Annotated in this window: 16 protein-coding genes; 10 read left to right on the forward strand and 6 right to left on the reverse strand. The window is 50.5% G+C overall.

The genetic code is table 11. From position 1 onward, the window contains the following. Positions 1 to 2727 (reverse strand): T9SS type B sorting domain-containing protein, encoded by a 2727-nt coding sequence (locus tag KK083_RS04295; protein ID WP_254161045.1) that lies wholly within the window; start codon positions 2725 to 2727, stop codon positions 1 to 3. Between the two features lie 132 nt (positions 2728 to 2859). Between KK083_RS04295 and rlmD the strand changes: the two genes are divergently transcribed. Next, positions 2860 to 4281: a 23S rRNA (uracil(1939)-C(5))-methyltransferase RlmD gene (gene rlmD / locus KK083_RS04300; protein ID WP_254161047.1), complete on the forward strand. Its 1422-nt coding sequence runs from the start codon at positions 2860 to 2862 to the stop codon at positions 4279 to 4281. 186 nt (positions 4282 to 4467) lie between these two features. On the opposite strand, the gene KK083_RS04305 is transcribed toward rlmD, so the two are convergent. The 3 genes from KK083_RS04305 to KK083_RS04315 form a co-directional block, all read right to left on the reverse strand. Next, positions 4468 to 6156 carry a S8 family peptidase gene (locus KK083_RS04305; RefSeq protein WP_254161049.1) on the reverse strand — a complete coding sequence of 563 codons (1689 nt, stop codon included), beginning with the start codon at positions 6154 to 6156 and terminating at the stop codon, positions 4468 to 4470. A 398-nt stretch (positions 6157 to 6554) separates the two neighbouring features. Continuing rightward, the gene (locus tag KK083_RS04310) at positions 6555 to 7496 is read right to left on the reverse strand and encodes a DUF6268 family outer membrane beta-barrel protein (protein WP_254161051.1); all 942 of its coding nucleotides are present in this window, start codon (positions 7494 to 7496) and stop codon (positions 6555 to 6557) included. Positions 7497 to 7792: 296 nt separating this feature from the next. Beyond that, positions 7793 to 8890 (reverse strand): glycoside hydrolase family 43 protein, encoded by a 1098-nt coding sequence (locus tag KK083_RS04315; RefSeq protein ID WP_254161053.1) that lies wholly within the window; start codon positions 8888 to 8890, stop codon positions 7793 to 7795. Between the two features lie 565 nt (positions 8891 to 9455). Here KK083_RS04315 and KK083_RS04320 point away from each other — a divergent pair. From KK083_RS04320 to KK083_RS04335, 4 genes are read left to right on the forward strand one after another with little or no spacing between them, the layout of a single operon-like run. After that, positions 9456 to 10019, forward strand: coding sequence for an RNA polymerase sigma-70 factor (locus KK083_RS04320; RefSeq protein WP_254161055.1), 564 nt, complete (start codon positions 9456 to 9458; stop codon positions 10017 to 10019). A 51-nt stretch (positions 10020 to 10070) separates the two neighbouring features. After that, a complete protein-coding gene (locus KK083_RS04325; RefSeq protein WP_254161057.1) occupies positions 10071 to 11075 on the forward strand; it encodes a FecR family protein in 1005 nt (334 codons plus the stop codon). A 50-nt stretch (positions 11076 to 11125) separates the two neighbouring features. After that, positions 11126 to 13705, forward strand: coding sequence for a TonB-dependent receptor (locus KK083_RS04330; RefSeq protein WP_254161059.1), 2580 nt, complete (start codon positions 11126 to 11128; stop codon positions 13703 to 13705). A 2-nt stretch (positions 13706 to 13707) separates the two neighbouring features. Continuing rightward, the gene (locus tag KK083_RS04335) at positions 13708 to 14502 is read left to right on the forward strand and encodes a DUF4249 domain-containing protein (protein ID WP_254161061.1); all 795 of its coding nucleotides are present in this window, start codon (positions 13708 to 13710) and stop codon (positions 14500 to 14502) included. A gap of 28 nt (positions 14503 to 14530) precedes the next feature. Here the strand turns inward: KK083_RS04335 and KK083_RS04340 are convergent, their stop codons facing one another. Both KK083_RS04340 and KK083_RS04345 read right to left on the reverse strand, forming a co-directional pair. Beyond that, positions 14531 to 15238 carry a LytR/AlgR family response regulator transcription factor gene (locus KK083_RS04340; protein ID WP_254161063.1) on the reverse strand — a complete coding sequence of 236 codons (708 nt, stop codon included), beginning with the start codon at positions 15236 to 15238 and terminating at the stop codon, positions 14531 to 14533. Further along, positions 15235 to 16242 (reverse strand): sensor histidine kinase, encoded by a 1008-nt coding sequence (locus KK083_RS04345; protein ID WP_254161065.1) that lies wholly within the window; start codon positions 16240 to 16242, stop codon positions 15235 to 15237. Before KK083_RS04345 ends, KK083_RS04340 begins: the two co-directional genes overlap by 4 nt. A gap of 209 nt (positions 16243 to 16451) precedes the next feature. On the opposite strand from KK083_RS04345, the gene KK083_RS04350 reads away from it, so the two are divergent. From KK083_RS04350 to KK083_RS04370, 5 genes are all read left to right on the forward strand, one after another. Continuing rightward, the gene (locus KK083_RS04350; RefSeq protein WP_254161067.1) at positions 16452 to 16916 is read left to right on the forward strand and encodes a hypothetical protein; all 465 of its coding nucleotides are present in this window, start codon (positions 16452 to 16454) and stop codon (positions 16914 to 16916) included. Between the two features lie 124 nt (positions 16917 to 17040). Then, a complete protein-coding gene (locus tag KK083_RS04355) occupies positions 17041 to 17619 on the forward strand; it encodes an RNA polymerase sigma-70 factor (protein WP_254161069.1) in 579 nt (192 codons plus the stop codon). Positions 17620 to 17695: 76 nt separating this feature from the next. Beyond that, the gene (locus KK083_RS04360) at positions 17696 to 18694 is read left to right on the forward strand and encodes a FecR family protein (RefSeq protein WP_254161071.1); all 999 of its coding nucleotides are present in this window, start codon (positions 17696 to 17698) and stop codon (positions 18692 to 18694) included. 186 nt (positions 18695 to 18880) lie between these two features. Then, entirely contained in the window at positions 18881 to 22270 is a 3390-nt protein-coding gene (locus tag KK083_RS04365; protein WP_254161073.1) for a SusC/RagA family TonB-linked outer membrane protein, read from the forward strand. 18 nt (positions 22271 to 22288) lie between these two features. Beyond that, positions 22289 to 23851, forward strand: a complete 1563-nt coding sequence (locus tag KK083_RS04370; RefSeq protein ID WP_254161076.1) for a RagB/SusD family nutrient uptake outer membrane protein — start codon at positions 22289 to 22291, stop codon at positions 23849 to 23851. Positions 23852 to 23860: the final 9 nt, after the last annotated feature.

The raw sequence follows: 23860 nt of genomic DNA on the forward strand, positions 1-23860 counted from the left end.
CTAGTTGCGCAGGGTAATGCTTCCCTTGTACTCCTTGTGACTGTACTTCAGGGTATAGAAGTACACACCCGCGGCCTCGCTCTGCGGGTACCACCTGAAATCGCGGCTCTTGCTCTCGTAAACTTCCTTACCCCAGCGGTTGTAGATGTGCACGCTCACGAATTTTCCGATGCAGTTGTCGGGCGGGAGAATGCTTACCAGCGCTCCTGAGTCAGTTTCTTCGCGCACCATGGCAAAAAATTCATTATAGGCATCGCCATTCGGGGTGATGATGTTGGGTGGTATGAAATCTTCGCTGCGGCTTTCTATGTCGGCGATGTTGAGATTAACCTCCAGGGTATCGGCCTTTATATTGAAGCAGCGGTCGTCTACGGCCCTGAACGCAAACGTATAGCTGTTGCGATATAAGGCATTTTCAAAGATGGAACAGTCGGGCAGCCACGAGAAAGTGGTCTGGGCCGATCCGATGCCTTCTGCCGGGGCAAACAGATATCCACGGGGCTCAACGTTTCCGGTAGCTTCCACGAGCTCGATGCGCACGCCGTCAACGGGCTGGTTATTATCGTCTGTTGCTGTGAGCGCCAGGGAGATCTGCTGACCGAGAATAATACTCTGCTCCCGGTTGATGAAAGTAAGGTCGGGGTTGGTGTTGGTCACCGTCAGCAGCGGCTTCAGGTTATCGGGTGGCGCCACATGCACATTCACGGTGAGGGTATCGGCTTTGTAGACCCGGCATTTGTTGTTGTCGTCAACCAGAATAAAACGAAGGGGAAAGTCCTGCTTCTGCAACGGATTCACGTTGTTGCAGAGAATGCTCCAGTCGTAGGGAGAGGTAACATTGCCAGGCTTTGTATCTCCCGGGAAGATCATGCTATACTGCGCGAGCGTAAATCCATCACCTTCAGCCTTGAGCACAAGCTTATCGTTGTCGGCATCAGTTCCTGAAACATTGAAGTGTAACGATTCAAAAACTTTACGCGAAATGGTATTGGGAGGAAGTTGACCGGGTGGCAAGTCTGTGCTGATGACAGGGTCGGCGTTGGGCGGCAGCGTGATGTTGAGCTTGAAATTCAGCGTGTCAGGATCTTTCAGGTCGCAGAGGTCGTGGTCTTCTACCAGGAAGCGGAGATTGAATTCTGTCTGATTGGTAAAATCAAACACGGTACAGTTAGGGTCCCAGGTAAATTCAGCGGGCAACCTGTTGCCTACCTGGGGCGTGGTTTTGAAAGTCATGCCCGCCTGTGCAAAATTAAATACGGGCGGCTGCATCACCATAAACATGTCCATGGCGTCACCATCGGCATCAACTGCGTCAACAGCCCACGTCTGCTTTGGCGACCCTTCAGGGTAGGTGGCTGATACATCATTCGTGATCACAAACCTCGGCTTGGCGTTGTCGGGAGGTTCTACGGTCACCGTGATCTTCAAAGTATCGGTAAGCGGAAGGCTGCACGCATCATCGTATGCAACGATACCTACCTGGTAGGGGCCTCCTCCTGCAGTGAGCGGACACTTATCGAAACAGATATTAAAATCTACCGTGCTGCCGTTGAGGAGCACTGCATTTTTAACTGAAGGCAGAATGCTGGTGAGGTCTTTCTTGAATCCCAGCGCAATCGCTTTGATGGTCACACGCTCACGATAATTATCTTTCGGATTTGTCGATGGTTTCGAAGAGTCGAGATCTGATACCCGTACCTGGATGCACCGGTCGCCATCAGGCACATCGTTGGCGAATGTGACGTTCATGTTCTCATCCCATATAAAACCAGCGTCGGCCGATCTTTTTCCCAATATCTGCGGGGGATCTGCCTGCGGGCATCCATCCACCACCAGCATCTGAAAATCTCTTCTGATCTCGCCGATCTTCACACCATCGCGGTATTCGTCACACTTCACGGCAAAAACATAAAGCCCCTGCGAGGTTGGCGTAACCGTGAGCATACCATCGCGGCTGATCCTGAGGTCAGGGTTGCCATTCATGATGTTTTGCATGCCATATCCGGGTTTCCATCTTACCTCCGGATAGGGCGCGGGACGCAAAGGCGGAAAGCTCTCCGAACTATGGGTGCTGAGGGGCACCACCAGACTGTATACCAGAGAATCACCGTCATCGTCCGTACCCCCGAAATCTGCGTAGTACGGTTTGTAAGGACAGGCGTAATCGTTCAGCGGAGGAAAAAGCCTGGGCGAAGAGTTAATAAAAGCCGTGTTGTTTTTTACTACGGGCGGAAAGTGCAGGTAAAAAGTCTGGCCGGCAGCGTTCTGGAAGTTAGGGTTATTGACATTCGGTGGTTGCTCGCTCACAATGTTGTGGATCACATAGTTCCGGCAGCAGCGCTCCCAGATCACATAATAACCATCAGGGCTGTTATACTGGCTGGCCGGAAGTGTGAGCTCAGCGGAGTACACCAGCTTATCGGTGCGGATCTCGCCGCTGGAACATTCAGGCTGCGTGTAGCTTACCCTTGTTTTTATGGGGTTCGCCAGTGTGACAAAACGCATGAACACATTGTCGGATTTCCGGAAAATGGCCACGGTTATGGTCGGTTCCTCTACCTCCGGAGGCCGGGTAAAAGTATTATTGTTGAGGTCAAAATAATAGATGAGGCTCAGCCTGAAACGGTAGTTGCCGAGGTGCACCAGCTCAAACTCTCCTCCAACGATGTGTGACGCTACGACGGGAAAAGCAAGCAGGCAAAAAACAATCAGAATTATCTTTTTCATACGCTCCCACGAACCTTAAATATAAGAAATGCCGCAAACGCTTAAAACACTCAATTATATGTAGTTTTGCAGGTTTATGTAACATTTCCAGTGATCTCTGTAGATATAACTGGCAAAACCGGATACGATTGGATGAAAAAAGGTGAGATACTTGAGAATATTGAGGTTGAAACCATGGCCTCGGAGGGTAAATGCGTGGGCAGGATCAATGGCCAGGTGATCTTTTTGGAGGGATGTGCGCCCGGCGACATCGTAGACGCTCAGCTTACCAAGATCAAAAGCAGCTTCCTGGAAGCAACCGTTACGCGCATTGTGAAACCTTCCCCCAACAGGTTCGAGCCCTTTTGCGTGCATTTCGGCCTGTGTGGTGGCTGTTCATGGCAGCACATTCAATATCAGGAACAGCTTCAGTACAAGCAGAAGCAGGTGACCGATAATCTTGAGCGCATCGGCGGCCTCACCCTGCCTCCGGTCACGCCTATTTTTCCTTCGGCAAAAACAAGGTTCTACCGGAACAAGCTCGATTACACATTCTCGGCGCAGCGATGGTTTACCAAAGAAGAGCTGGCTGCGGCGAATGGCAATCCCATCCCACCCGAGCCGGTGCTGGGCTACCACATACCGCGTAAATACGACCGTGTTTTTGATGTGAAGGAATGCCACCTTCAGCCCGATCCTTCCAATGCCATCAGGCTGGCTGCCAAAGATGAAGCACTGAAGCACAACATTCCATTTTTCGACCTGCGCAAACAGATCGGGTTTCTGCGAACGCTCACCATCCGCACGGCCAATACCGGTGAGGTGATGGTGATCCTGCAGGTGACGTACGACAAAATGGAATGGATCGAAAAGATCCTCACACGACTCGAAAGAGATTTTCCGCAGATCACCTCTTTCCAGTACGTGATCAATGGAAAGAAGAACGACACCTTCGCAGACCTGAACATCGAATGCTGGAAAGGAAACCCCTACATCACTGAAAAGATGCCGAGGCCCGACGGTTCCGGTGACCTTCAGTTCAGGGTTGGCCCGAAGTCGTTTTACCAAACCAACTCAGACCAGGCCTACGAGCTATACCGCCTCGCCTGGGAGCTGGCGCAGCTGCAGCCGCACGAGCTGGTCTATGACCTTTACACCGGTACCGGCACCATTGCCAATTTCGTGGCAGGCCATGCTAAAAAAGTGGTCGGACTTGAATATGTGCAGGAGGCTATCGCCGATGCCAAGATAAACTCACAGATCAACAACATCGGCAATACAGATTTTTATGCAGGCGATATCAAAAATCTGCTCAACGACAGTTTTTTACAGCAGCATGGCAGGCCCGATGTGATCATCACCGATCCACCCCGCGCCGGCATGCACGAAGACGTTACCCGTATGATCCTGAAAGCTGAACCCAAGCGGATCGTCTACGTGAGCTGCGGCCCTGCCACACAAGCACGCGACCTGAAGATCCTCTCCGAAAAATACCGGATCACCGCCGTACAACCGGTGGATATGTTCCCGCATACCATGCATGTGGAGAATATCGCGGCGTTGGTGAAGGTCTGAGTTTGGTTGCCGGTTGCCAGTTACCGGTTGGGTGGGTTTCAGGTTAAAAGTTTAAGGTTTAAAGTTCGAGGAGTCCTCGAATCGAGAATGAACGTGATAACTACACCGGGTCGAACCGGCAACCGGAAACTGGCAACCGGCAACCAACTTGAAACTTGAAACCTCAAACCTGAAACTAACACCACCCTATTTCACCGCACTCTTCCCCTTAATGAGCATCGCCAGCTTCACCGCTTCCTGTGCATTCACCAAACCGCCTGTGGCGCTGAGCTGATCGAAGGGAACGACGTCTTTGGTGCCGGGTTTGGTCACTTTAAGTCCGTCGAATTTGCGGGTAGACTGCTTCAGGATGTCTTTCACCTGCGCGGCGCTCAGTTCAGGGAAATAAGACATGAGCATCGCAGCAACGCCGCTGGTGGCGGGGCAGGCCATGCTGGTACCCTGGAGGTCTTCGTAATGATTGTCAGGTGTTGTGGAGTAGATCTTTACACCGGGTGCAAAAAGGTCTACAGACTTCTTGCCATAGTTGGAGAAAGAGCCTACGAAATTCTCATCAGCTCCCCATGAAGAAGCGCCGATCTCGAGCCAGGTCTTGGCCTGGTTTCCGTTGGCGAAATTCCTGTTCGGGAAATTGGATTCCACATCGAGGTTGTCACCGTCGTTGCCGGCCGCATGAATGAGCAGCACACCTTTCGACTCGGCATACTTCACGGCCTTGTCCACAGCTTCCTTGCCAGGAGAGAATGCTTTTCCAAAGCTCATGTTGATGATCTGTGCGCCGTTATCCGCAGCATAGATGATGGCGTTGGCAACATCCTTATCACGTTCGTCGCCATTGGGCACGGCACGCACCGACATGATGCGCACGTTGTCGGCAATACCTTTGATACCAAGGTTGTTCTTGCGGTTGGCGCCGATAATACCGGCCACGTGTGTTCCGTGTTTCGGGTCCGGTCCTTCAACGTCGTTGTTACCGTATCCTTTCTCGTAGAGGTTGGCCGGATCGTCACCAACAACCAATCTTGAGTTAAAGCTGGTGTTGTAACCGAACTCTACGGCTACACGGTAATGGTTGAGGCCTTCCTGCAGCTGGGTGAGGTAGAACGAAAGCTCATTCAGGAAAGCGCCGACCTCCACATCGCCCTCGATGCTTTCGAGGATCTTGGTCAGCGTTTGCTTCGCGAACGTGAGCGTGTCGTTGTCGGTGGTGATGCTGGCCAGCGACGATTTTGAGATAGGTTTTCCGGAAGCTTTTTCGAGAATGCTGTCGCAGTAGTTCAGGGTCATGTAGGCGTTGGCGTACAACTGGTACTGCTCGTTATATTGGTCATACTGCTCTTTGTTGAACTTGTAGTCGCGGTCATACTTGGCCTGCACCTTCTTCCAGTATTCATATTCCGCTTTGCTCTTCTTGGGAACGTTCTTTTCGTCCATGGACTCATACTTGGACTTGAGGCGGGCATACTCGCGGGTAACTTCATACGTATCTTCGTTCACGTTGCCAGTGTTGCCGCCGATGAAATTCCAGCCGTGGATATCGTCTACATAACCGTTCTTGTCATCGTCGATGCCGTTGCCGGGAATTTCGTCTTCATTCACCCACAACACATCTTTCAGGTCTTCGTGATCGATGTCGATGCCAGAATCGATCACCGCCACCAGCACCGTGCGGGAAGGTTTTCCGCTGAGCAGTGTGGTGTAGGTCTTTTCAGCGCTTACACCCTGCACGTGGTCTGTTTCCGGGTCTTTGAGGAACCAGTCCTGGGGAACGGCCGCTGCTGTTGTATCTTCTTCCTGGGCCTGAACAGAATGTATCTGGAAGTTGAGTAAGATTGTCAGTAGAATAAGGACAATACCGGCGCCTCTTTTCATCATATTTTCGATTGATTTAATTTGTTGCTAATATAAGCGTAGCGAAAATTATTCCTGAATAATTTACACGGGGGGTTTTGCACGAAAATACCTTAAAAAAGGCAAGAAATATTACTTCTGTGCTTACCGGCCGCTCTCTTGCTCATACGATAACGTAAGGCGGGGCATATTTACAATGCCACTATAATTATCTGCCTATGATCGTTGTTTTTACCAGCATCGTCATGTTCTATGCCCTCCTCTTCTGGAATGCCGACCGATTTAATAGAATGGCAGCAGCACAAAAAACCAGTAGGCAGTAGGCGAAATCGCAATAGGCAATAGGGCGAACTAGGTACGAAGTACGAGATACGAAGTACGTAGCCGATCTCCGATCGAAGACCCTCCTTACTCCTTAATTCTTACTTCTTACTACTTTTCAAAGGGGGTTTCACATAAAACTCGGCCATGAAAGTCAGCCCTGATTTATTCACCGGGAGGGAGTTACAGGGGAGCTCGAGCTTCAGGTTGCGGCGGTATCCGGAAGATATTTCCAGGCCTGCATATTTGCCGAGAGACCTGTTGTAGGCAACGCCGAGATCCACATCCGTTCTCCTGAAATCATTCAACCGGTTTTCGGCATCCCGCAGGGTATACGTTCTTGACGATGCGTCGGCCTTCACGTAAAAGATATCGTTGGGGGTAATGTTCCGGCGCCAGGCAATTTTGTGCGGCAGGCTGATCTCCACACCCGAAGTAGCCGAAAAGTTGTAGTTGAACACCAGCACCGGCAGCGCATTGAAACGGTTGTATCCTTTGCTCACCATTAACCCGTAGCCCACCTCTTTCCGCGCCGATCTTTTGTTCAGGAACAGTGCCGTGGCAGTAACGCTCACAGGAATGCGACTGTCCGGCACATCGGCCAGGTTTCCGCTGCGGTTAATATTGATATTGCCAACGAACCATGAAGCGCTGTCGAAATGGTAACAGGTGCGAAGATCCAGCGCCATAGACCGCAGGTTCCAATGCGATACAGCATTGACCTCCGATGAAGGGCTCTGGTTGAACTCCAGTTGTTCCGTTCTGTATTGGGGAGCCGCTAAAATATAAAACCCGGATTTCAGCATCAGGGGCACCCACGCCTTGAAATAGAGGTCTTCCTGGTTATACCGCGCCAGCGAACCATTGCTCGTCTGCAGCGATCGCCCTGGCGCCTGTGTATGCCTGATGGTAAGGAATTTCGAGGGAGCCATCCCAGGGAGTCCCGGCTTGGCAAGCTGGCAGAAACAAACGTGATTTAAAGCCACCAGCGAAAGGGCGAGTACAAACCGGTAATCCGATACACTGTGCCTGGAAAGCTTCATTCGTTGGTTTTGATTTAGGGATTGCCCGGTCTTATATACTTTAAGCAAAGTAAAGATAACAAGTAATTCCCGGATACTTTTTGATCAAAGGGCCCCGGCAACTAACAATGTCAGTATTTCCGGGCTTTCTGAACTTATTTACCCGCAGACACTGCGATCTATACAATAATGGTGCCTTTAAAGGACTATTATTCAGTCCTTCTACCCTTCCGGGGATTAAAAACATCATTTTATGCCTTGCTCCGGCGTTTTCTGACCCGTTTCCGGGAAACCTTCGAACGAACAGGTGACCTCCGTTATTGTGTTACATAGGCCGTCACAGGCTGGATCGTTCCATCGGGGTTGTAATGAAGCTCGGTCACTTTCACATTGCGAAGGTGTGTTTTGCCAGAAAGCTGAACATCGTGATAGAACAGGTACCACTTACCCTTGATCTCCACAATGGAATGGTGATTGGTCCACCCCTCTACGGGATGCAGCACCACCCCCTTGTACGTGAAAGGCCCGTAGGGTGAATCGCCGATAGCGTAATTGATAAAATGGGTGTCTCCGGTGGAGTAGGAGAAATAATACTTGCCGTTATACTTGTGCATCCATGCTGCTTCGAAGAAACGTTTGTCGTTTTGTGCTTCCGTGAAAGTTTTGCCATTCTCGTCCACCAGCTTGATCTCCTTCACATCGTCCGCAAATGACTTCATGTCTTTGGAGAGCTTTGCCACCCGGGGAAGGATAGCCTGCTCCTCCCCTTTCCGCAAGGCGCCGTTCGCGTCGTAGGTGTTGTTGTTCCAGCGCTGCAGCTGTCCGCCCCAGATTCCGCCAAAGTACATGTAAAACGTTCCGTCATCGTCTTTAAAAACCGCGGGATCGATACTATAGCTTCCCTTGATAGGATTTTTTTCAGCCACAAAAGGACCTTCAGGTTTTTTGCTTGTAGCCACGCCGATCCGGAATACATCCTGCTTATCTTTTACAGGAAAGTACAGGTAATACGTGCCATTTGCGAACGCAGCATCCGGAGCCCAAAGCTGCCTTCCTGCCCAGGGAATATCTTTGATACCCAGGGCAACGCCGTTGTCGGTGATAGCGCCTCCCACAGAATCCATGGAAAGGATATGATAATCGCGCATATCAAAATGATCACCGTTGTCGTTCTCAGGCACACCTGCCTCGATATCGTGCGAAGGATAAATGTAAATTTTACCGTTAAACACATGCGCAGAAGGATCGGCCGTATAAATGTCGCTTATCAGTGGTTGCGAGATAGGCTGCGGTTTTGCGGCTACTTTTACCGTATCACTTTTTGCCTCGGTAGTACTTTCTGTTTTTGTACCACAGGCATTCAGAAGCAGAAGGCCCGCTAAAACTAGTGCGCTGGTTTGCTGGGTCGGTGTCATAGGTATTTAGGTGTAAATTATCGCTTTAAATAATATCGTCACAGGCGCTCCCGCCAAGATCAGTTGCAGCACGGTATGACTAGACGTCCGGTGGGATACCGATTGTGCGGATCGATCTCTCCGGATCACCGATGACAATATAAATATACTTTCGTAAAAAGTGTCTGAATGACACGAAAGTTGAGCAAGTTTATGCAACACTTCCAATTGTTGCATATAAACATTTGAAGTTTGTTGCATAACTTAGGATCATCAGCCATCGTACTTCGTACCTCCCGCCTCCGCTAAAGCTACAGCAGTCACGTGTAAATCGTACCTCAACCTGTGGATCTCTATCGCAAAAAAACTATATCGTTCCAGGTGCATGCTGGCAAGGCTTTATACCTAAGTTAAGCGCTGAGTTTAGGATCATCAGCACTGAAATGCATCTTTTTAACTGGTCCAACGATTATTGTAAGTAACGAGACACAATTGTTCCTGAAAGAAGTATCCATTCTCTTTGCGCTCAATGAAAGAATTGAAATCTTCCTGCGTTTCCTATTTTTACGTCTAAAACCACAAGAGCTTGTTACCTGACGACATGACCATCATCGCACAGATCAGGAGCGGTGATCTCAAAGCGTACGAAAGTATCTTCCATGCGTACTACGAAGCATTGTGCCTTTTCGCCAAAAAAATGCTGGGCGATATGGACAAGGCAAGAGACGTAGCGCAGGATGTTTTTGTCACCCTGTACGCCAGCAAAGAAACACTGCAGATCAACACCTCGCTTAAATCATACCTGTTCAAATGCGTGTATAACGCCTGCCTGAATAACCTCAAACAACAGACCGTATACGCGCATCACCACGAGTACCTGAAGAAAACAACGGCCTTCATCGATGACCATGACGCTCTGCTAAAAGCCGAGCTCGAAGAACGGATCCGCATAGCCGTGGAATCGCTGCCCGGTCAATGCCAGCGGATATTCAAAATGAACCGCTACGAGGGCAAAAAGAACAGCGAGATCGCCACCGAGCTTGGCATTTCTATCCGCACCGTTGAAACGCAGATCAGCAAAGCCCTGAACATGCTGCGCGCCAACCTGGTCGACTACTTATCACTGATTTTAATATCACTGATCGTCTGAAAAATATTTTTTATCTGCGTACGTGTAACGCTTCACTCACTTGTCTTGCTTATGAATACAGAAATGAATAATTCCTTTGGCCATATCGATCCCGAGCTGCTGGTTCGTCTTCTTGCAGGAGAATGCACGGAACAGGAGCGGCAAACGGTAGACCGTTGGCTAGAGGCCGATCCTGCGAACAGAACTTATTTCAAAGAGCTCTCAACGTTGTGGAATACCAGCGAGCCACCGGGATCTTTTCAAAAAGAATGGTTGAAGGAGGACTGGCGCAAAGTTCAGTCACGCATCGATGAGATACGGATCAAATTGCCGAACAAGGTCGCGAAACAAAGAAGTCTCGTCTACACTTTGGCGCGATTGGCCGCAGTTATTGTTTTGGGTATCGGCATTTACTTCTTTGCCCGGCAACTATCCAGCGAAACGCCCTTACAAAAAACTATCGCTTCTGCCGGGATGACAACGCTAATCCTGCCCGACGGCTCGAAAGTGAGTCTGAATACCAACGCAAAACTTACCTATCCCGAAACATTCGACACCGAAAACCGGGAAGTGACACTGCAAGGCGAAGCGTTTTTCGAGATCACGCCCGACGTTAAAAAACCTTTCCTGATAAGAACGGACAACGTTACCACTGAAGTTGTTGGCACTTCCTTTAGCGTGAACAGCAACACAAGCCGTGTCGTGGTCACCGTGGTAACAGGCAAAGTGATGCTCTATGAAGACAGGCATTCAGCCATTGCCATGATCGCAGGTGAGCAAGGGGTCTACAACGACAAAATCCTGGAAAAGAGGATCAATACGGATCTCAATTTCCTGTCGTGGAAAACCAACATTCTCACTTTCCAGAATACACCCTTAACAAAAGTGGTTGATGACCTCAACCGTCATTATGGTCGGCAGCTCCGGATCGCATCGGATACGCTCGAGCATTGCACGTTGACCTCCACATTCCAGCATCAAACACTCGAAGAGATCCTCCGGGAGCTTCAGGTATTGTTCTCGATTGAAATTGACAGAAGTGACGACACGATCATCCTGAAGGGTAACGGTTGTTGACAAAGCATGAGGTGATCTTATGTCGTGCCCGTTGAAAATTCACATAGTGTATGTATATAAGGATTGCCTTTTTAGTTTTGATGTCTGTCTCACACACACTTCTTTATGGCCAGACCTTGCTCGACAAAGAGGTCCGGCTCGATCATTTTACAGGAACCACCGGTAACATCCTCGACCTGATCAGTAAGCAGGGTGGATTTACTTTTGCCCACAGCAACCACATTGATATTGGCCGAAAGGTGACGATAGAAGCAGGAAACGCGACGGTGCGCACCTGGCTCGACAGGATCTTCGGAGCAGGCAAAATTGATTATGTGGTGAGCCAGAACAAGATCATTTTACGCCCCCGCGATAAAGCAAAAAGTACGGGCAACCTTCATACCATCAGCGGCTACGTCAAAGATGCCAAGACCGGCGAAGCGCTCATTGGTGTGAACGTGATCATCCAGGAGCTGGCTTCGGTAGGTGCAACCACCAACGCATACGGGTTCTATTCCATCACGGTGGCCGCCGGCAACTACACCGCTGCTGCACAATTCATCGGGTATGAGACAAAGTCTGTCGCTGTTGAGCTGACACAAAATGTAAAAGTGGATTTCGAGATCCAGGAAAATGTCACACAACTGGATGTTGTTGAAGTAACCGCAGAAAAGGAAGACGCTAACGTCACCGACCTGACCATGGGTGTTACCAAAATAGATATGAAAGAAGTGGACAAAATTCCCGTCATTTTTGGCGAAAAGGATATCCTGAAGATCATCCAGCTTCGGCCAGGCGTCAAATCTGCAGGAGAAGGCAACAGCGGGTTTCATGTGCGCGGAGGTGCTGCGGATCAAAACCTCATTCTGCTGGACGAAGCCACCGTCTACAATGCTTCTCACCTGCTGGGATTTTTTTCTGTTTTTAACGGCGATGCGCTAAAAGATGTAACCCTTTATAAAAGTGGCCAGCCCGCTGAATTTGGCGGAAGGCTCTCTTCGGTGCTTGACATTCGTATGAAAGACGGCAACGATAAGAAGTTTGGCGTTGAAGGCGGCATCGACGTTATCGCTTCACGCCTGAAACTGGAGGGACCCATCGCAAAAGGAAAAGGTTCTTTTATGATCTCCGGCAGAAGAACCTACGCAGACCTGTTTCTCGGGCTTTCGCCGGATACTTCCGTCAGTCAGTCCACCATCTATTTCTACGACCTCAATGCAAAAGCCAATTACCGCATCGATGACAACAACCGGATCTACCTGTCAGGCTACTTCGGAAAAGATGTATTGGGCGATCCGGATGACCGCGGATACATCAAGTGGGGAAACGCCACGGGCACGGTTCGGTGGAATCACCTGTTCAGCGAAAAGATGTTCTCCAACACCTCACTGATCTTCAGCAACTATCATTACGACATCGATACAGACCTGGGCGGCGTGAAAGGAAAAGTGATCTCGCGGATCCAGGACTATAACTTCAAACAAGACTTTCAATATTTCCCCAACACCCAAAGTGAATTAAAGTTCGGTTTCAACTCCGTTTACCACCGGATCACCCCCGGCACCATCACTTCCACAAGCACCGAGGAAGCCAAGGGGTTTGACATCCCGCTCAAGCTTGCCTGGAACAACGCTGCCTATATTTCGCACCAATGGAAACCATCAAACATCTTCGGCCTGGAATACGGCGTGCGGCTTTCGTCATTCAGCATTTTAGGTCCTGGAACCTTTTATACTTACAACGCCTCCGGAGAAGCTGTCGATTCCACTTCTTACAGCAAGGGTGAGTTTGCAAAAACATACTTCAATGTCGAGCCCCGTGTGTCGGCCAGTTTTATGATCAACGACAGAAGCTCGATCAAAACTGCTTATGAAAGGAATACCCAAAACCTTCACCTGATCTCCAACGCAACATCCGATAACCCTACAGACCTTTGGATCCCCAGCAGCCTGAATGTAAAACCTCAGATCGGCGACCAGGTGTCCCTCGGTTATTTCCGGAATTTCCGTAACAACACGTATGAATTTTCTACAGAGGTCTACTACAGGCATCTTCAAAATCAGATCGACTACAAGGATGGCGCAGAGCTCAACTTCAATGAGAACGTAGAGGCCGAGCTCCTGTTCGGCGAGGGCAGGGCGTATGGAATAGAATTTTTTCTGAAGAAACGGGTCGGCCGTTTAAACGGCTGGATCGGTTATACATTAGCCCGTACAGAAAAGAAGATCGCAGGAATAAACAACGGGCAATATTATCCCGCCAAGCAAGACCGCACCCACGACATCTCCGTGGTGGGCATTTACGAGCTTTCAAAAAAACTGACCCTCTCGGCAACCTGGGTATACTATACTGGCAATGCGGTAACGTTCCCCAGTGGAAAATACGAGATAGACGGGCGGGTCTACAATTATTATACAGAACGCAATGGCTACCGCATGCCTGACTATCACCGGCTCGACATCGCGGTAACGTGGCTGAGAAAGAAAACAGAAAAATTCGAGTCGAGCTGGAATTTTTCATTGTACAACGCCTACGGCAGGCAAAACGCTTACGCCATCAACTTCAAGCCCTTGGATGCCGACAGAATGCAAGCCATTCAGACCACCTTGTTCCGCTGGGTTCCATCCATTTCCTACAATTTTAAATTCTAAGTATGAAAAGCAGCGCATTGTTCGCCATTATTTCTTCTTGCCTTTTGTTTGCGTGCGAGATACCGATTACCATAGATCTCAATTCGTCAGATCCTAAAATTGTGATCGTTGGATCGATCGCAGATGTTTCGGGTGGCCATACCGTTAAAATCACGAAGACCGTGAACTTCGATGAAGCCAACGAGTTTCCAACAGTATCCGGTGCGTTGGTGACGATCAGCGATGACGCCGGCAATGCTGAAACACTGACTGAAACATCACCTGGCATCTACAGCACCACATCGCTGCAAGGTGTGCCCGGCAGAACCTATACACTCGAGGTCACCGTGGAGGGAAGAACACACAAAGCCATCTCAACAATGCCTTTACCCGTGGAGATCGATTCAGTAACCGTTGGAAGAGGACAAGACATACCCATCGAAGCCAGTGTGACATTCCGCGATCCCGCAGGCATAGACAATTATTACCGGCTAACGCAGATCGCCGACGGGAACATCACACCCAATGGCATTGTAGATGATGACCGGTTACAGGATGGGGGCATCATCACCATCTCTGCGCCGGTAGTCACACGCAGCGGCAGCATCATGCCACGACCGGGCGATCAGGTTACCGTTATGCTCCAGTCGATCGATAAAAATGTTTACGAGTATATGAGAATGCTGTTCGAGCTCGAGCAGGAAGGCGTTCTCGGGCAAACCGCATTGTCGGCCAATCCTACCAGCAACATCAACAATGGTGCGCTGGGTTATTTCAGCGCTTATTCCCGGTCTGTGAAAACCATTGTTGTTGAATAAGATCTTTTGTGACCAGGAAGATGCAACGCTACTTTATTCCGATAGCTTTGAAGAACTGCTCTTTGTAATTGGCGCCAATGGGGATCTCAATTTTGCCGATCATAACACGGTTTCCCTCGATCATGCGGATCTTAGACTTATTGATGATGAATGAGCGATGAACCCGGATAAAATCAGGTTTCGGAAGTTGCTCTTCAAAGGCAGCGAATGTAATGGTAGTTGTGACTGTGCCCTGTCCGGCGACAATTTTCACATGATTGCCCTGCGCTTCCGCATACAGCACATCATCCGCATCGAATTTCAGGATCTTTCCTTCTGATTTGATAAAAAAAGAGTTGAGGTCTGAAGACTGCGAGACCATTTGTGACGGGTTCGATTGCGCGAGCTGCGCCTTTGCCTTGTCGACAGCCTGGATGAATCTCTCCAGCGAAAATGGTTTTAACAAATAATCGCACGCGCTGACATTAAATGCCTCGTGGGCGTATTCTTTATAGGCGGTGGTAAAAATAATTTGTGGTTGTTTTTTGAGTGTCTTCACAAACGCGAGGCCATCGAGGATCGGCATGTTGATATCCAGGAACAAGACATCCACATCTTTTTCCGATAATATCTGTTTGGCGGTCAGCGCATCTCCGCACAACCCAATAACGTGAAGCTCCGGCAGGTAAGAGCAATACCGCTCCACGATCTGCCGGGCGATCGGTTCATCATCAACAATGAGGCATTCCAGTGTCATTGACAGTTCAATGTTAATTCCACTTCGTAGCTGTTGGCTGTTCTGCGGATGTCAAGTGTATGTTTCCCCGCATACAGCAGGCCAAGTCTTTTTCTGACACTCTCCAGGCCGAACCCCGAATGTTTGTCGGGATGCCTTTCATGCGCCTCTTCCGCCGAAGTGGAGTTGCTGATCAAAAATACGATATAATGATCCCGCTTTCTCAGCTGAATATCAATAACAACCTGATCACCCTTCGTATTTCTCGAATGTTTGAAGGCGTTCTCAACAAACACAACCAGCAGCAGGGGCGGGATCTTACAGTCCGGACCAAATTGGGCATCTATTTCCATCTTCAGCTGAAGCCTGTCGCCTAAACGAAGCTGTTCAAACTCCACGTAGTTTTTCAAATAATCCACCTCATATTGGATCGGCACAAACGCCTCCTTCGCATCATAGACAGAATACCGGAGCAACGCCGAAAGCTTCAACAACAGGGGTGGTATACGTTCTGCTTCTGACAGCGATAGTCCATAAAGATTGTTCAGTGTGTTGAAAAGAAAGTGAGGGCTCAGCTGCGACTGCAATAATTGAAGCTCGCTCCTGCTTTGTGCCATGGCTGCCTGGGCTGATGTGACCTTCGCCTTGTACTGTTCGCGCATGTTCGTAAAAAGACCTGCCGATGCAGCCGCAACGAGAAATAAAAACAATATAGTGACTGCAAATGAAAAAAGCGTGGTCTTTTCTACCATGGCATTCAGCAGGAACGCGATCAGTAGAAGGCTGGAAAAAATAAAGACGCCAAGAAATACATTCACAGACGCCGGATGGGAGATCGCATGAGAACGAAACAGCATCTTAACAACTGCCCTTCCCACGGCCAGGCCGCTCACGAGGATGAACGTTGTGCCCAGGGAAAATTCAAGCGCGATCTCGGGAATCGCCAATAGAAAAAGCCACCGGAAGAATCCAAACAGTGACAAGGTAAGTACGATCCAAAAAATGGTTTTTAGCTGCTTGCCCATAGTCCCCTTTATTCTCCTTAAAGGTGATTATTTACAGGCCTCACGCCAAGCTTTCATGGCGGAAATAGACCAACCAATGTCGAACCTGCCCTTTCGCCTGACGAATTTGTTCATCCGTGCGCAAACACGTTCGGTCACGACTTCCATTGCTTCCGTCATAAAAACTTCTCCCTTTCAGCTTTCACTGCCAGATTTGAACAAAAAAATTTATGAGAACAGCTACTTTTCTTTCAAGGCTACTGGCCAGGGACTTTGTGCGTTATGATGGCGTGCGTCCCATTCAGATCTATCTTCTCCGCCTGGTGTTCACATTAACTTTTGTGTTCGTCGGCACAAGTTCCTGGTCCACTATTGCCGGTCACACCGGTGAGTGGAAGCCGCTCAATGCGGTGGCCTTCAGCGTGTGGGCAGCGTACTCCACTTTATCAGTGCTGGGCATCTTCAAGCCCCTGAGGATGTTGCCGCTCATTGCCTTCCAGATCTTTTACAAAGCAATTTGGTTGTGCATCGTCGCCTATCCACTGTGGCGCAACGGCACCCTCATTGGCTCTGACGTGGAGCAAATGACCAAAACTTTCTTGTGGATCTGGCTTCCGATCATAGCGATGCCGTGGAAGTATTTCTTCACTCGCTTTTTCAGTACAAACACCCTTCATCAACCCGAAACAGCTTAAAACTGAAATAATCTTCTTGACCCGTTGCAATCGTTTTAGATTAAATCTTTATTTTCGGTACAGAGAGCCCTCCCGATCCCATCCCGATAGCTATCGGGATTGGGATCGGGAATTACCGAAAACCATGCATTTGCCAGACGACAAAGTGCCAGGCGACCACGACTTGCTCCATGCTATCGCAGCGGGAGATCAGCGGGCTTTTGCCGTTCTTTTCGATCGCCACTGGAAGAAACTGTATCATGCAGCGTTGAATGTGGTGGAAGACCGCGATGCCGCCGAAGACATCGTTCAGGATTGTTTTATCTCGCTGTGGGAGAAAAGCGCGCACAAGCACATCGACAACGTGGGTGGTTATCTTTTCAAATCGGTGAAGTATGCCTGCTTCATGCACCTGAGGTCCGGAGCCATCTCGCGAAAACACCTCGACCACATCAACCGGCTGGCGTTCGATAACAGCACCGAAGAAGACTTTTACGTACAGGAGCTCCAGGAAGCGCTCAACAGCTCCATGGCCACGCTGCCTGAAAAATGCCGGGAGATCTTTTATATGAGCCGCTTCGAATTCCTGCCCAACAAACAGATCGCCGAACAGTTGCAGATCTCTCCCAAAACCGTTGAGAACCAGATCACTAAAGCCCTCCGCATCCTCCGGCTTTCCGTTAACAAGATGATCTCCGTGGTCCTGTTCATCACCGTTTGCTGACCTTCTTCTAAAAATTTTCAGATTTTTTTTTCGCTGGCCGTAGGGGATCATGCAATCGTGTGCAACTACGGATAAGATGAACATAGACGAACAACATTTCAAACGGCTCCTCGATGCCTACCTGGAGGGGAAGGCGTCGCCGGCAGAGAAGAAACTCCTGGACGATTTTTTCGATACATATCCGCAAGCGCGGCAATCGTTCAGCGCCGACGAGGCGGCCCGCATCGCTATCTGGCAAAAGCTGGCAGCGAAGCTTCCTGAACCCGCCACACAAAATAGTCGCAGAATGCTCTCCCCTGCCACGTGGTATTCCATAGCAGCTGCGCTGGCGTTGTTCGTGACAGTGTCTTACTTGCTCTTCTTCAATAGCGCGGATGGTGGACAAAAACCAGAGCCTGTCGTAGCACAGATGCGGCAGGTAACGACCCATCGTGGTCAGAAGATGAAGGTGGAGTTGCTGGACGGTTCACGGGTGACCCTGAATTCCAACAGCTCACTTGAGTTCCCTGAACAATTCACCGGCAACCGGCGCGAGGTCTACCTGGAAGGAGAAGCCTACTTCGAAGTAGCGCATGACCCCACGCATCCTTTCATTGTTCATACACGCGAGTCCAACACTACAGTGCTCGGCACAACCTTCAACATCAAGCTCACGGCGGGCCAAGGCACCCAGGTGACCCTGGTAGAAGGAAAGGTAGATGTTGCCACACTCCCCGATAAGAGCACACCTGCACAACACATCACCCTGCTGCCGAACCAGCAGGCGCTCGTAAGAAATGGCAACGATACCATTGAAGTACGCGAAGTTGACATCTCACTTTTTGTGGAATGGAAAGACAACATTCTGCGGTTCGAAAACATGCGCATGGATCAGGTAGCCGCCGTGCTGGAAGACTGGTACGATGTAGACATCACGCTTGAAGATGCTGCGCTGGCAAACTGCACGCTCAATGCCACCTACCGCAAGGAAACGCTGAAGAACGTGCTCGCCAGCTTGAGCTATACCCTTAAAGTGAAGTACCGGCAGGATGGTCGCAAGATCGTGCTGTTGGGAAGCGGATGCCAGGCGAATTGAACGAAGCCCAAACTAAAAACAAGCATATGAAACACTGGAATACATTCGAAGCCATACCACCCTGATCTGCCTACGGTTTTCTCCTGAATACGAGAAATAGAATAGTCCGGGAAAAGACATTTTGGCCGATGCAATCCCGGACTATAGTCTGAGACTTATTTGCATAATTCAAACCATAACAAACCTATGAAATTTTTACGTAAGCTGTTCATGCTTATCTCAAAATACACCTGGCGTCTTTTCATCATACAGGTCATCTGTATGAACCTGGGCTTTGCCGCTGACATCAGCAGCCAGAGCTTTGAAAAAGTAAAGGTCTCCCTCTCACTGAAGGATGCCGACCTGGCTACGGTGTTCAGGACGCTCGAAAAGAAGACAGACTTCGTCTTCGCCTATTCCGGGCAGCTCGATATCTCGGGCACATTCGACCTTCATTACAAGAACGCCACGTTGCGCCGCGTACTGGAAGACCTGGCAAAAGAAGCTTCCATCGAGTTCCGGTGTGTGAACAAGACCATCTCTGTTACCGCGCGGGAAGTAAAAGCTGTAAAGCCTCCGCCTCTCGCCATCAATGTTCGCGGGCAGGTAAAAGACAATGAAGGTGTACCCCTTCCCGGTGTGAATGTGCTGGAAAAAGGAACCACCAATGGCACGAGCACCGATGCAGAAGGCAACTATTCACTTGATGTTGCCAGCGAAAGCAGTGTGCTGGTGTTCTCGTTCATCGGCTACAGCAGCCAGGAGATCACCGTGGGCTCGCAGACCTCCATCAACGTGCAGCTTGAAGCTGACGTAACCACCATCCAGGAAGTAGTGGTGATCGGTTACGGTGAGCAGGAAAAGAAAGACCTTACCGGAGCGATCTCCGTGATCGATAACAAAGACATGTCGAAGATGCAGGCCACTACAGTAGCGGAAGCTATCCAGGGCCTGGCACCGGGTGTGAATGTACGTAACAGCGGGCGCGCCGGAAGCGAATCCACCATCGAGATCCGCGGCCTCGGCAACTTCTCCAACAACCAGCCCCTGTACGTGATCGACGGTATTCCCACCATCGCCACGCGCGACTTCAACGCCAGTGATGTGGAGTCGATCCAGATCCTGAAAGACGCTTCGGCTGCCGCCATTTACGGATCACGTGCTGCGAATGGTGTGATCATCATCACCACCAAAAAAGGAAAGTCGGGGCCCATGAAAGTAGATGTGAGCGGGCGCTTCGGCGTGCAGGCATTGCCGCGTTATGAGTTCATGAGCGCCTCCGATTTCAAAAAGTATAACACGATGGCTTATCAGGAAGCCATTGAGGTGGAGAAATTCCCGTGGATCATCGCGCAGGGATATCAGCAATACGCCGACGGCATCGACACCGACTGGCAGGAAGAGACTTTCCGCACCGCGCAAACCCACGATTACAACCTTACCTTCTCGGGCGGAAATGAATTCGGTACTTACCTTGTTTCCGGCAACTACTTTGGCAACACCGGCACCAGCTTCGGATCATCGTTCGATCGTTACAGCTTCCGCGTGAACACCGAAGGCAAACGCGGCCGCTTCAAGATCGGCGAGAACCTTTCCATCGCGCGCGGATTTTCAGAAGACCTGATCACCAATCCTTTCTGGGATATGCTGCGCATGCTGCCAACCATCCCGGTACGCGATCCCGCCAATCCCGGAGGTTTCGGCTACGGCAATGAAGCCAAAGCCCGTACATTCGGTGTAAACCCCATTGCCCGCGAAACACTGGAAGAAACCACTAACCAGAACCTTCGCTTCCGCGGAAACCTGTATGCAGAAGCAGAGCTCGTGAAGCAGCATGTGCTTACCTATCGCCTCAACGTTGGCATCGAAGCCAGCAACGAAAATTACAAGTACGTGCGCAGGGTCGGCAACTGGACACTGAACCAACCCTTCGATCCCTCTGCTGTGAATGAAAATCGCGGACAGTACCTGTCTTCACTCGTGGAAAACACCCTTCACTTCAATAAAGAATTCGACAAACACAAGATCGATGTTGTTGCCGGCACAACATTCCAGCGCCAGGAGTACAAGCAGGTGTGGGGCACCAAGCGCAACCTCATCAACATCGGTGGCAAATATTACGATGTGCTCGACGGCGGAACCACTGACCCCGAATCCGGTGGCTTCATGAACGAAGATGTGCTGATCTCTTACCTCGGCCGGGTGAACTATTCGTATGACGACAAGTATTATCTCACCGGCACCATCCGCCGCGATGGCTCATCGCGTTTTGCCAAAGAGAATCGCTGGGGCAATTTCCCTTCAGTGAGCGCAGGCTGGCGGATCAGTGGCGAAAACTTCTTCAATGTTCCCTGGATCGATGACCTGAAGATCCGCGCCAACTACGGCTCACTCGGCAACTCGAGCATCGGTCGTTGGATCGGCTATGGTGGCAGCTTCTACGGCTCCAGCATCTACAACCTTGGCAACTGGGATTATCAATCGCTGCTAAACGCCACCATCGTATCGGTGCTTGGCAGGGATCAGCACCTGGTGAATGGCGCCACACAAGTGAAGCTGGCAAACTCCAACCTGCGCTGGGAAACCAAAGAGCAGATCAACTTCGGCGCTGACCTCGCATTCCTCAATTCACGCCTGGCGTTGACCTTCGAGTATTTTATCTCGACCACCAAAGACGTGCTCACGGAAATGCCCATCCTGATGTCAACCGGTAACGACGGCGGCAACCCGTGGGTAAACGCAGCCAGCATCCGTAACAAAGGTGTGGAGATCACCACCACCTGGAAAGATCAGGTGCAGGGATTGAAGTACAGCATCACCGCCAACGTATCAACGCTGCGGAACGAAGTGCTCAAGCTCGGTTATGGACGCAACGACGTGATCACCTGGATGACGCGCACACAGATCGGCGAGCCCATCGGCATGTTCTACCTGCGTGAGACCAACGGACTGTTCCGGAGCGCAGAAGACGTGCTGAACCATGTGAACTCACAAGGCAAGGTGATCCAGCCCAACGCAAAACCCGGCGATATCCGTTATGTGGATTTTGATGACAACGGCGAGATCAACGATGCAGACCGCCACATCGTGGGCAACCCCTGGCCTACCTTCGACCTGGGCCTGATCACCAACTTCGAGTACAAGAACTTCGATCTGTCGCTGATCTGGTATGGCGCCTTTGGCCAGGATGTCTACAACGGCTCGCGCGCAGCAGTGGAGCGCTTCGATGATAACTCCAACTACTTCGCCTTCAAAGATCAAAAGCCTTACCAGGAAGATCCCAACAGCAACTTCCCCCGCCTGTTGTATGGCGATGACCGCAATGCCCGTGGCGATACGGACCGCTGGCTGGAAGACGGATCCTATTTCCGCATGCGCAATGTTACACTCGGCTATAACTTACCGCGCGCATTCGCTGAACGTGTGCACCTGAACACCGCACGTGTATTTGTGACAGGACAAAATCTGGTAACGTTCACCGGCTACACAGGACTCGATCCTGATTTTACAGCACCCGACCTGTGGCGTCGCGGGCACGATGAAGTACGATACCCGAATGCCCGCACATTCCTGGTTGGCCTGCAGTTTAACTTCTGATCTTAAAGCTAACGCGATATGAAAAACTTGAAAATATATTTCTTCATCACCGTCTTCATGATGATCGGCTTCAGTTGCAGCGAAGACCTGCTGGACGTCGACAATCCCAATACCCCAACCGTTGACCAGGCATGGAAGACCGAGCTGGATGCCGAAATGGGGCTCAACGCCGCCTACAACATGTTCTACAAGCCCTCCACCTGGACGCGCTGGATCTACTTCCGCTACGACCTTTCGTCAGACGAAGGCCACAGCACCAGTCCCTGGGGAGAGCTGGCCGACTGGACACGTTTCCGTTATTTTAATTACAATTTCTGGGATGGCAACAACTGGCACTGGCGTGATTTCTACAAAGCTATCTTCCGGGCCAACCAGGTGCTGGCGTATGTACCGTCGATCACCTTTGCCGATGCTGCGAAGAAAGACCGGATACTGGCACAAGCCCGTTTCATCCGCGCCTTGTATTATTTCCAGATTGCCCTGCTGTGGGAGGATGCCGTGATCGTGACGGAACCTTCGGAGCCCGACGATGAACCTGAGCAGCGCACAGAAGCTGAGATCTGGGCCCTGGTGGAAGAAGACCTGAACTGGGCCAAAGACAAGTTGCCCGATCAATGGGACGACGCCAACGTTGGGCGTGCCACAAAAGGTGCCGCAAAAGCGTTGCTGGCCCGCGCCTATGCACAACAAAAGAAATATCCCCAGGCAAAAGCAGAGCTCGACTGGCTTGTGACCGGTGATGGCAAACAGTATTATGGATTGGTGGCCGACTACCGCGACAATTTCACGCACACCAACGAGAACAACATCGAGTCGGTGTTCGAGATCCAGTTCAGCGATCGTAACAAAGGGAACGATGGAGACAACCTCAGCGCATCGATGGGCTTCCAGCGCACACAGTTCTTTGCACCCGGCGGTATCGGCTGGCAGGATGGAAAGGCACGCGCATGGCTGATCACCGAGTACAAAAAAGAGCTGACGAAAGATGGCAAGTACGACCGGCGCCTGCTGACCAACATTTTCTACCGGCAGGCTTACAAAGATTTCCCGGATGCCGCCAACAATGATACGTTGGTCTATAACCGCAAATGGGATGTAGGAGCCTGGGCTAACGAGACCTTTATTAAAAAGTATTCTACATACTACTATCGCGATCGTGAAGATTATCACGCACCCAACAACTTCCGGTTTATCCGGTATGCTGACGTGCTGCTGTTGTATGCCGAAGCGCTGAACGAAACCGGTCAGACTGCTGCTGCTTACCAGTATGTGAACATGGTGCGCGAGCGGCCCAGCACCAACCTGCAAAAACTGGAGGTGGCGTATCCGGCCATCGGCAATGATCCGGTGCTCTTCAAAAAGCGTCTTCAGATGGAGCGCAGCCTCGAGCTTTGTTTCGAAGCCGTGCGGTGGATGGACCTGAAACGGTGGGGACTGCTTACCACGCAGGCCGGGCTTGACGAGCTGCGTTCACGCGATGTGGACTTCGACAACTTTACGCTGGGCAAACATCATCGCCTGCCCATTCCGCAGATCGAGGTAGACAACAACACCAAGCTTGACCAGAACCAACCGTACTGATCAGTTATA

The organism is Chryseosolibacter histidinae (assembly GCF_018598225.1).
Taxonomy (GTDB): Bacteria; Bacteroidota; Bacteroidia; order Cytophagales; family Cyclobacteriaceae; genus Chryseosolibacter; species Chryseosolibacter histidini.

Bases quoted from the DNA above. Each gene is read 5' to 3' on its own strand.
- KK083_RS04295 (WP_254161045.1), bottom strand. From the start codon at position 2,727: ATGAAAAAGATAATTCTGATTGTTTTTTGCCTGCTTGCTTTTCCCGTC.
- rlmD (WP_254161047.1), top strand. From the start codon at position 2,860: ATGAAAAAAGGTGAGATACTTGAGAATATTGAGGTTGAAACCATGGCC.
- KK083_RS04305 (WP_254161049.1), bottom strand. From the start codon at position 6,156: ATGATGAAAAGAGGCGCCGGTATTGTCCTTATTCTACTGACAATCTTA.
- KK083_RS04310 (WP_254161051.1), bottom strand. From the start codon at position 7,496: ATGAAGCTTTCCAGGCACAGTGTATCGGATTACCGGTTTGTACTCGCC.
- KK083_RS04315 (WP_254161053.1), bottom strand. From the start codon at position 8,890: ATGACACCGACCCAGCAAACCAGCGCACTAGTTTTAGCGGGCCTTCTG.
- KK083_RS04325 (WP_254161057.1), top strand. From the start codon at position 10,071: ATGAATACAGAAATGAATAATTCCTTTGGCCATATCGATCCCGAGCTG.
- KK083_RS04330 (WP_254161059.1), top strand. From the start codon at position 11,126: ATGTATATAAGGATTGCCTTTTTAGTTTTGATGTCTGTCTCACACACA.
- KK083_RS04335 (WP_254161061.1), top strand. From the start codon at position 13,708: ATGAAAAGCAGCGCATTGTTCGCCATTATTTCTTCTTGCCTTTTGTTT.
- KK083_RS04340 (WP_254161063.1), bottom strand. From the start codon at position 15,238: ATGACACTGGAATGCCTCATTGTTGATGATGAACCGATCGCCCGGCAG.
- KK083_RS04345 (WP_254161065.1), bottom strand. From the start codon at position 16,242: ATGGGCAAGCAGCTAAAAACCATTTTTTGGATCGTACTTACCTTGTCA.
- KK083_RS04350 (WP_254161067.1), top strand. From the start codon at position 16,452: ATGAGAACAGCTACTTTTCTTTCAAGGCTACTGGCCAGGGACTTTGTG.
- KK083_RS04355 (WP_254161069.1), top strand. From the start codon at position 17,041: ATGCATTTGCCAGACGACAAAGTGCCAGGCGACCACGACTTGCTCCAT.
- KK083_RS04360 (WP_254161071.1), top strand. From the start codon at position 17,696: ATGAACATAGACGAACAACATTTCAAACGGCTCCTCGATGCCTACCTG.
- KK083_RS04365 (WP_254161073.1), top strand. From the start codon at position 18,881: ATGAAATTTTTACGTAAGCTGTTCATGCTTATCTCAAAATACACCTGG.
- KK083_RS04370 (WP_254161076.1), top strand. From the start codon at position 22,289: ATGAAAAACTTGAAAATATATTTCTTCATCACCGTCTTCATGATGATC.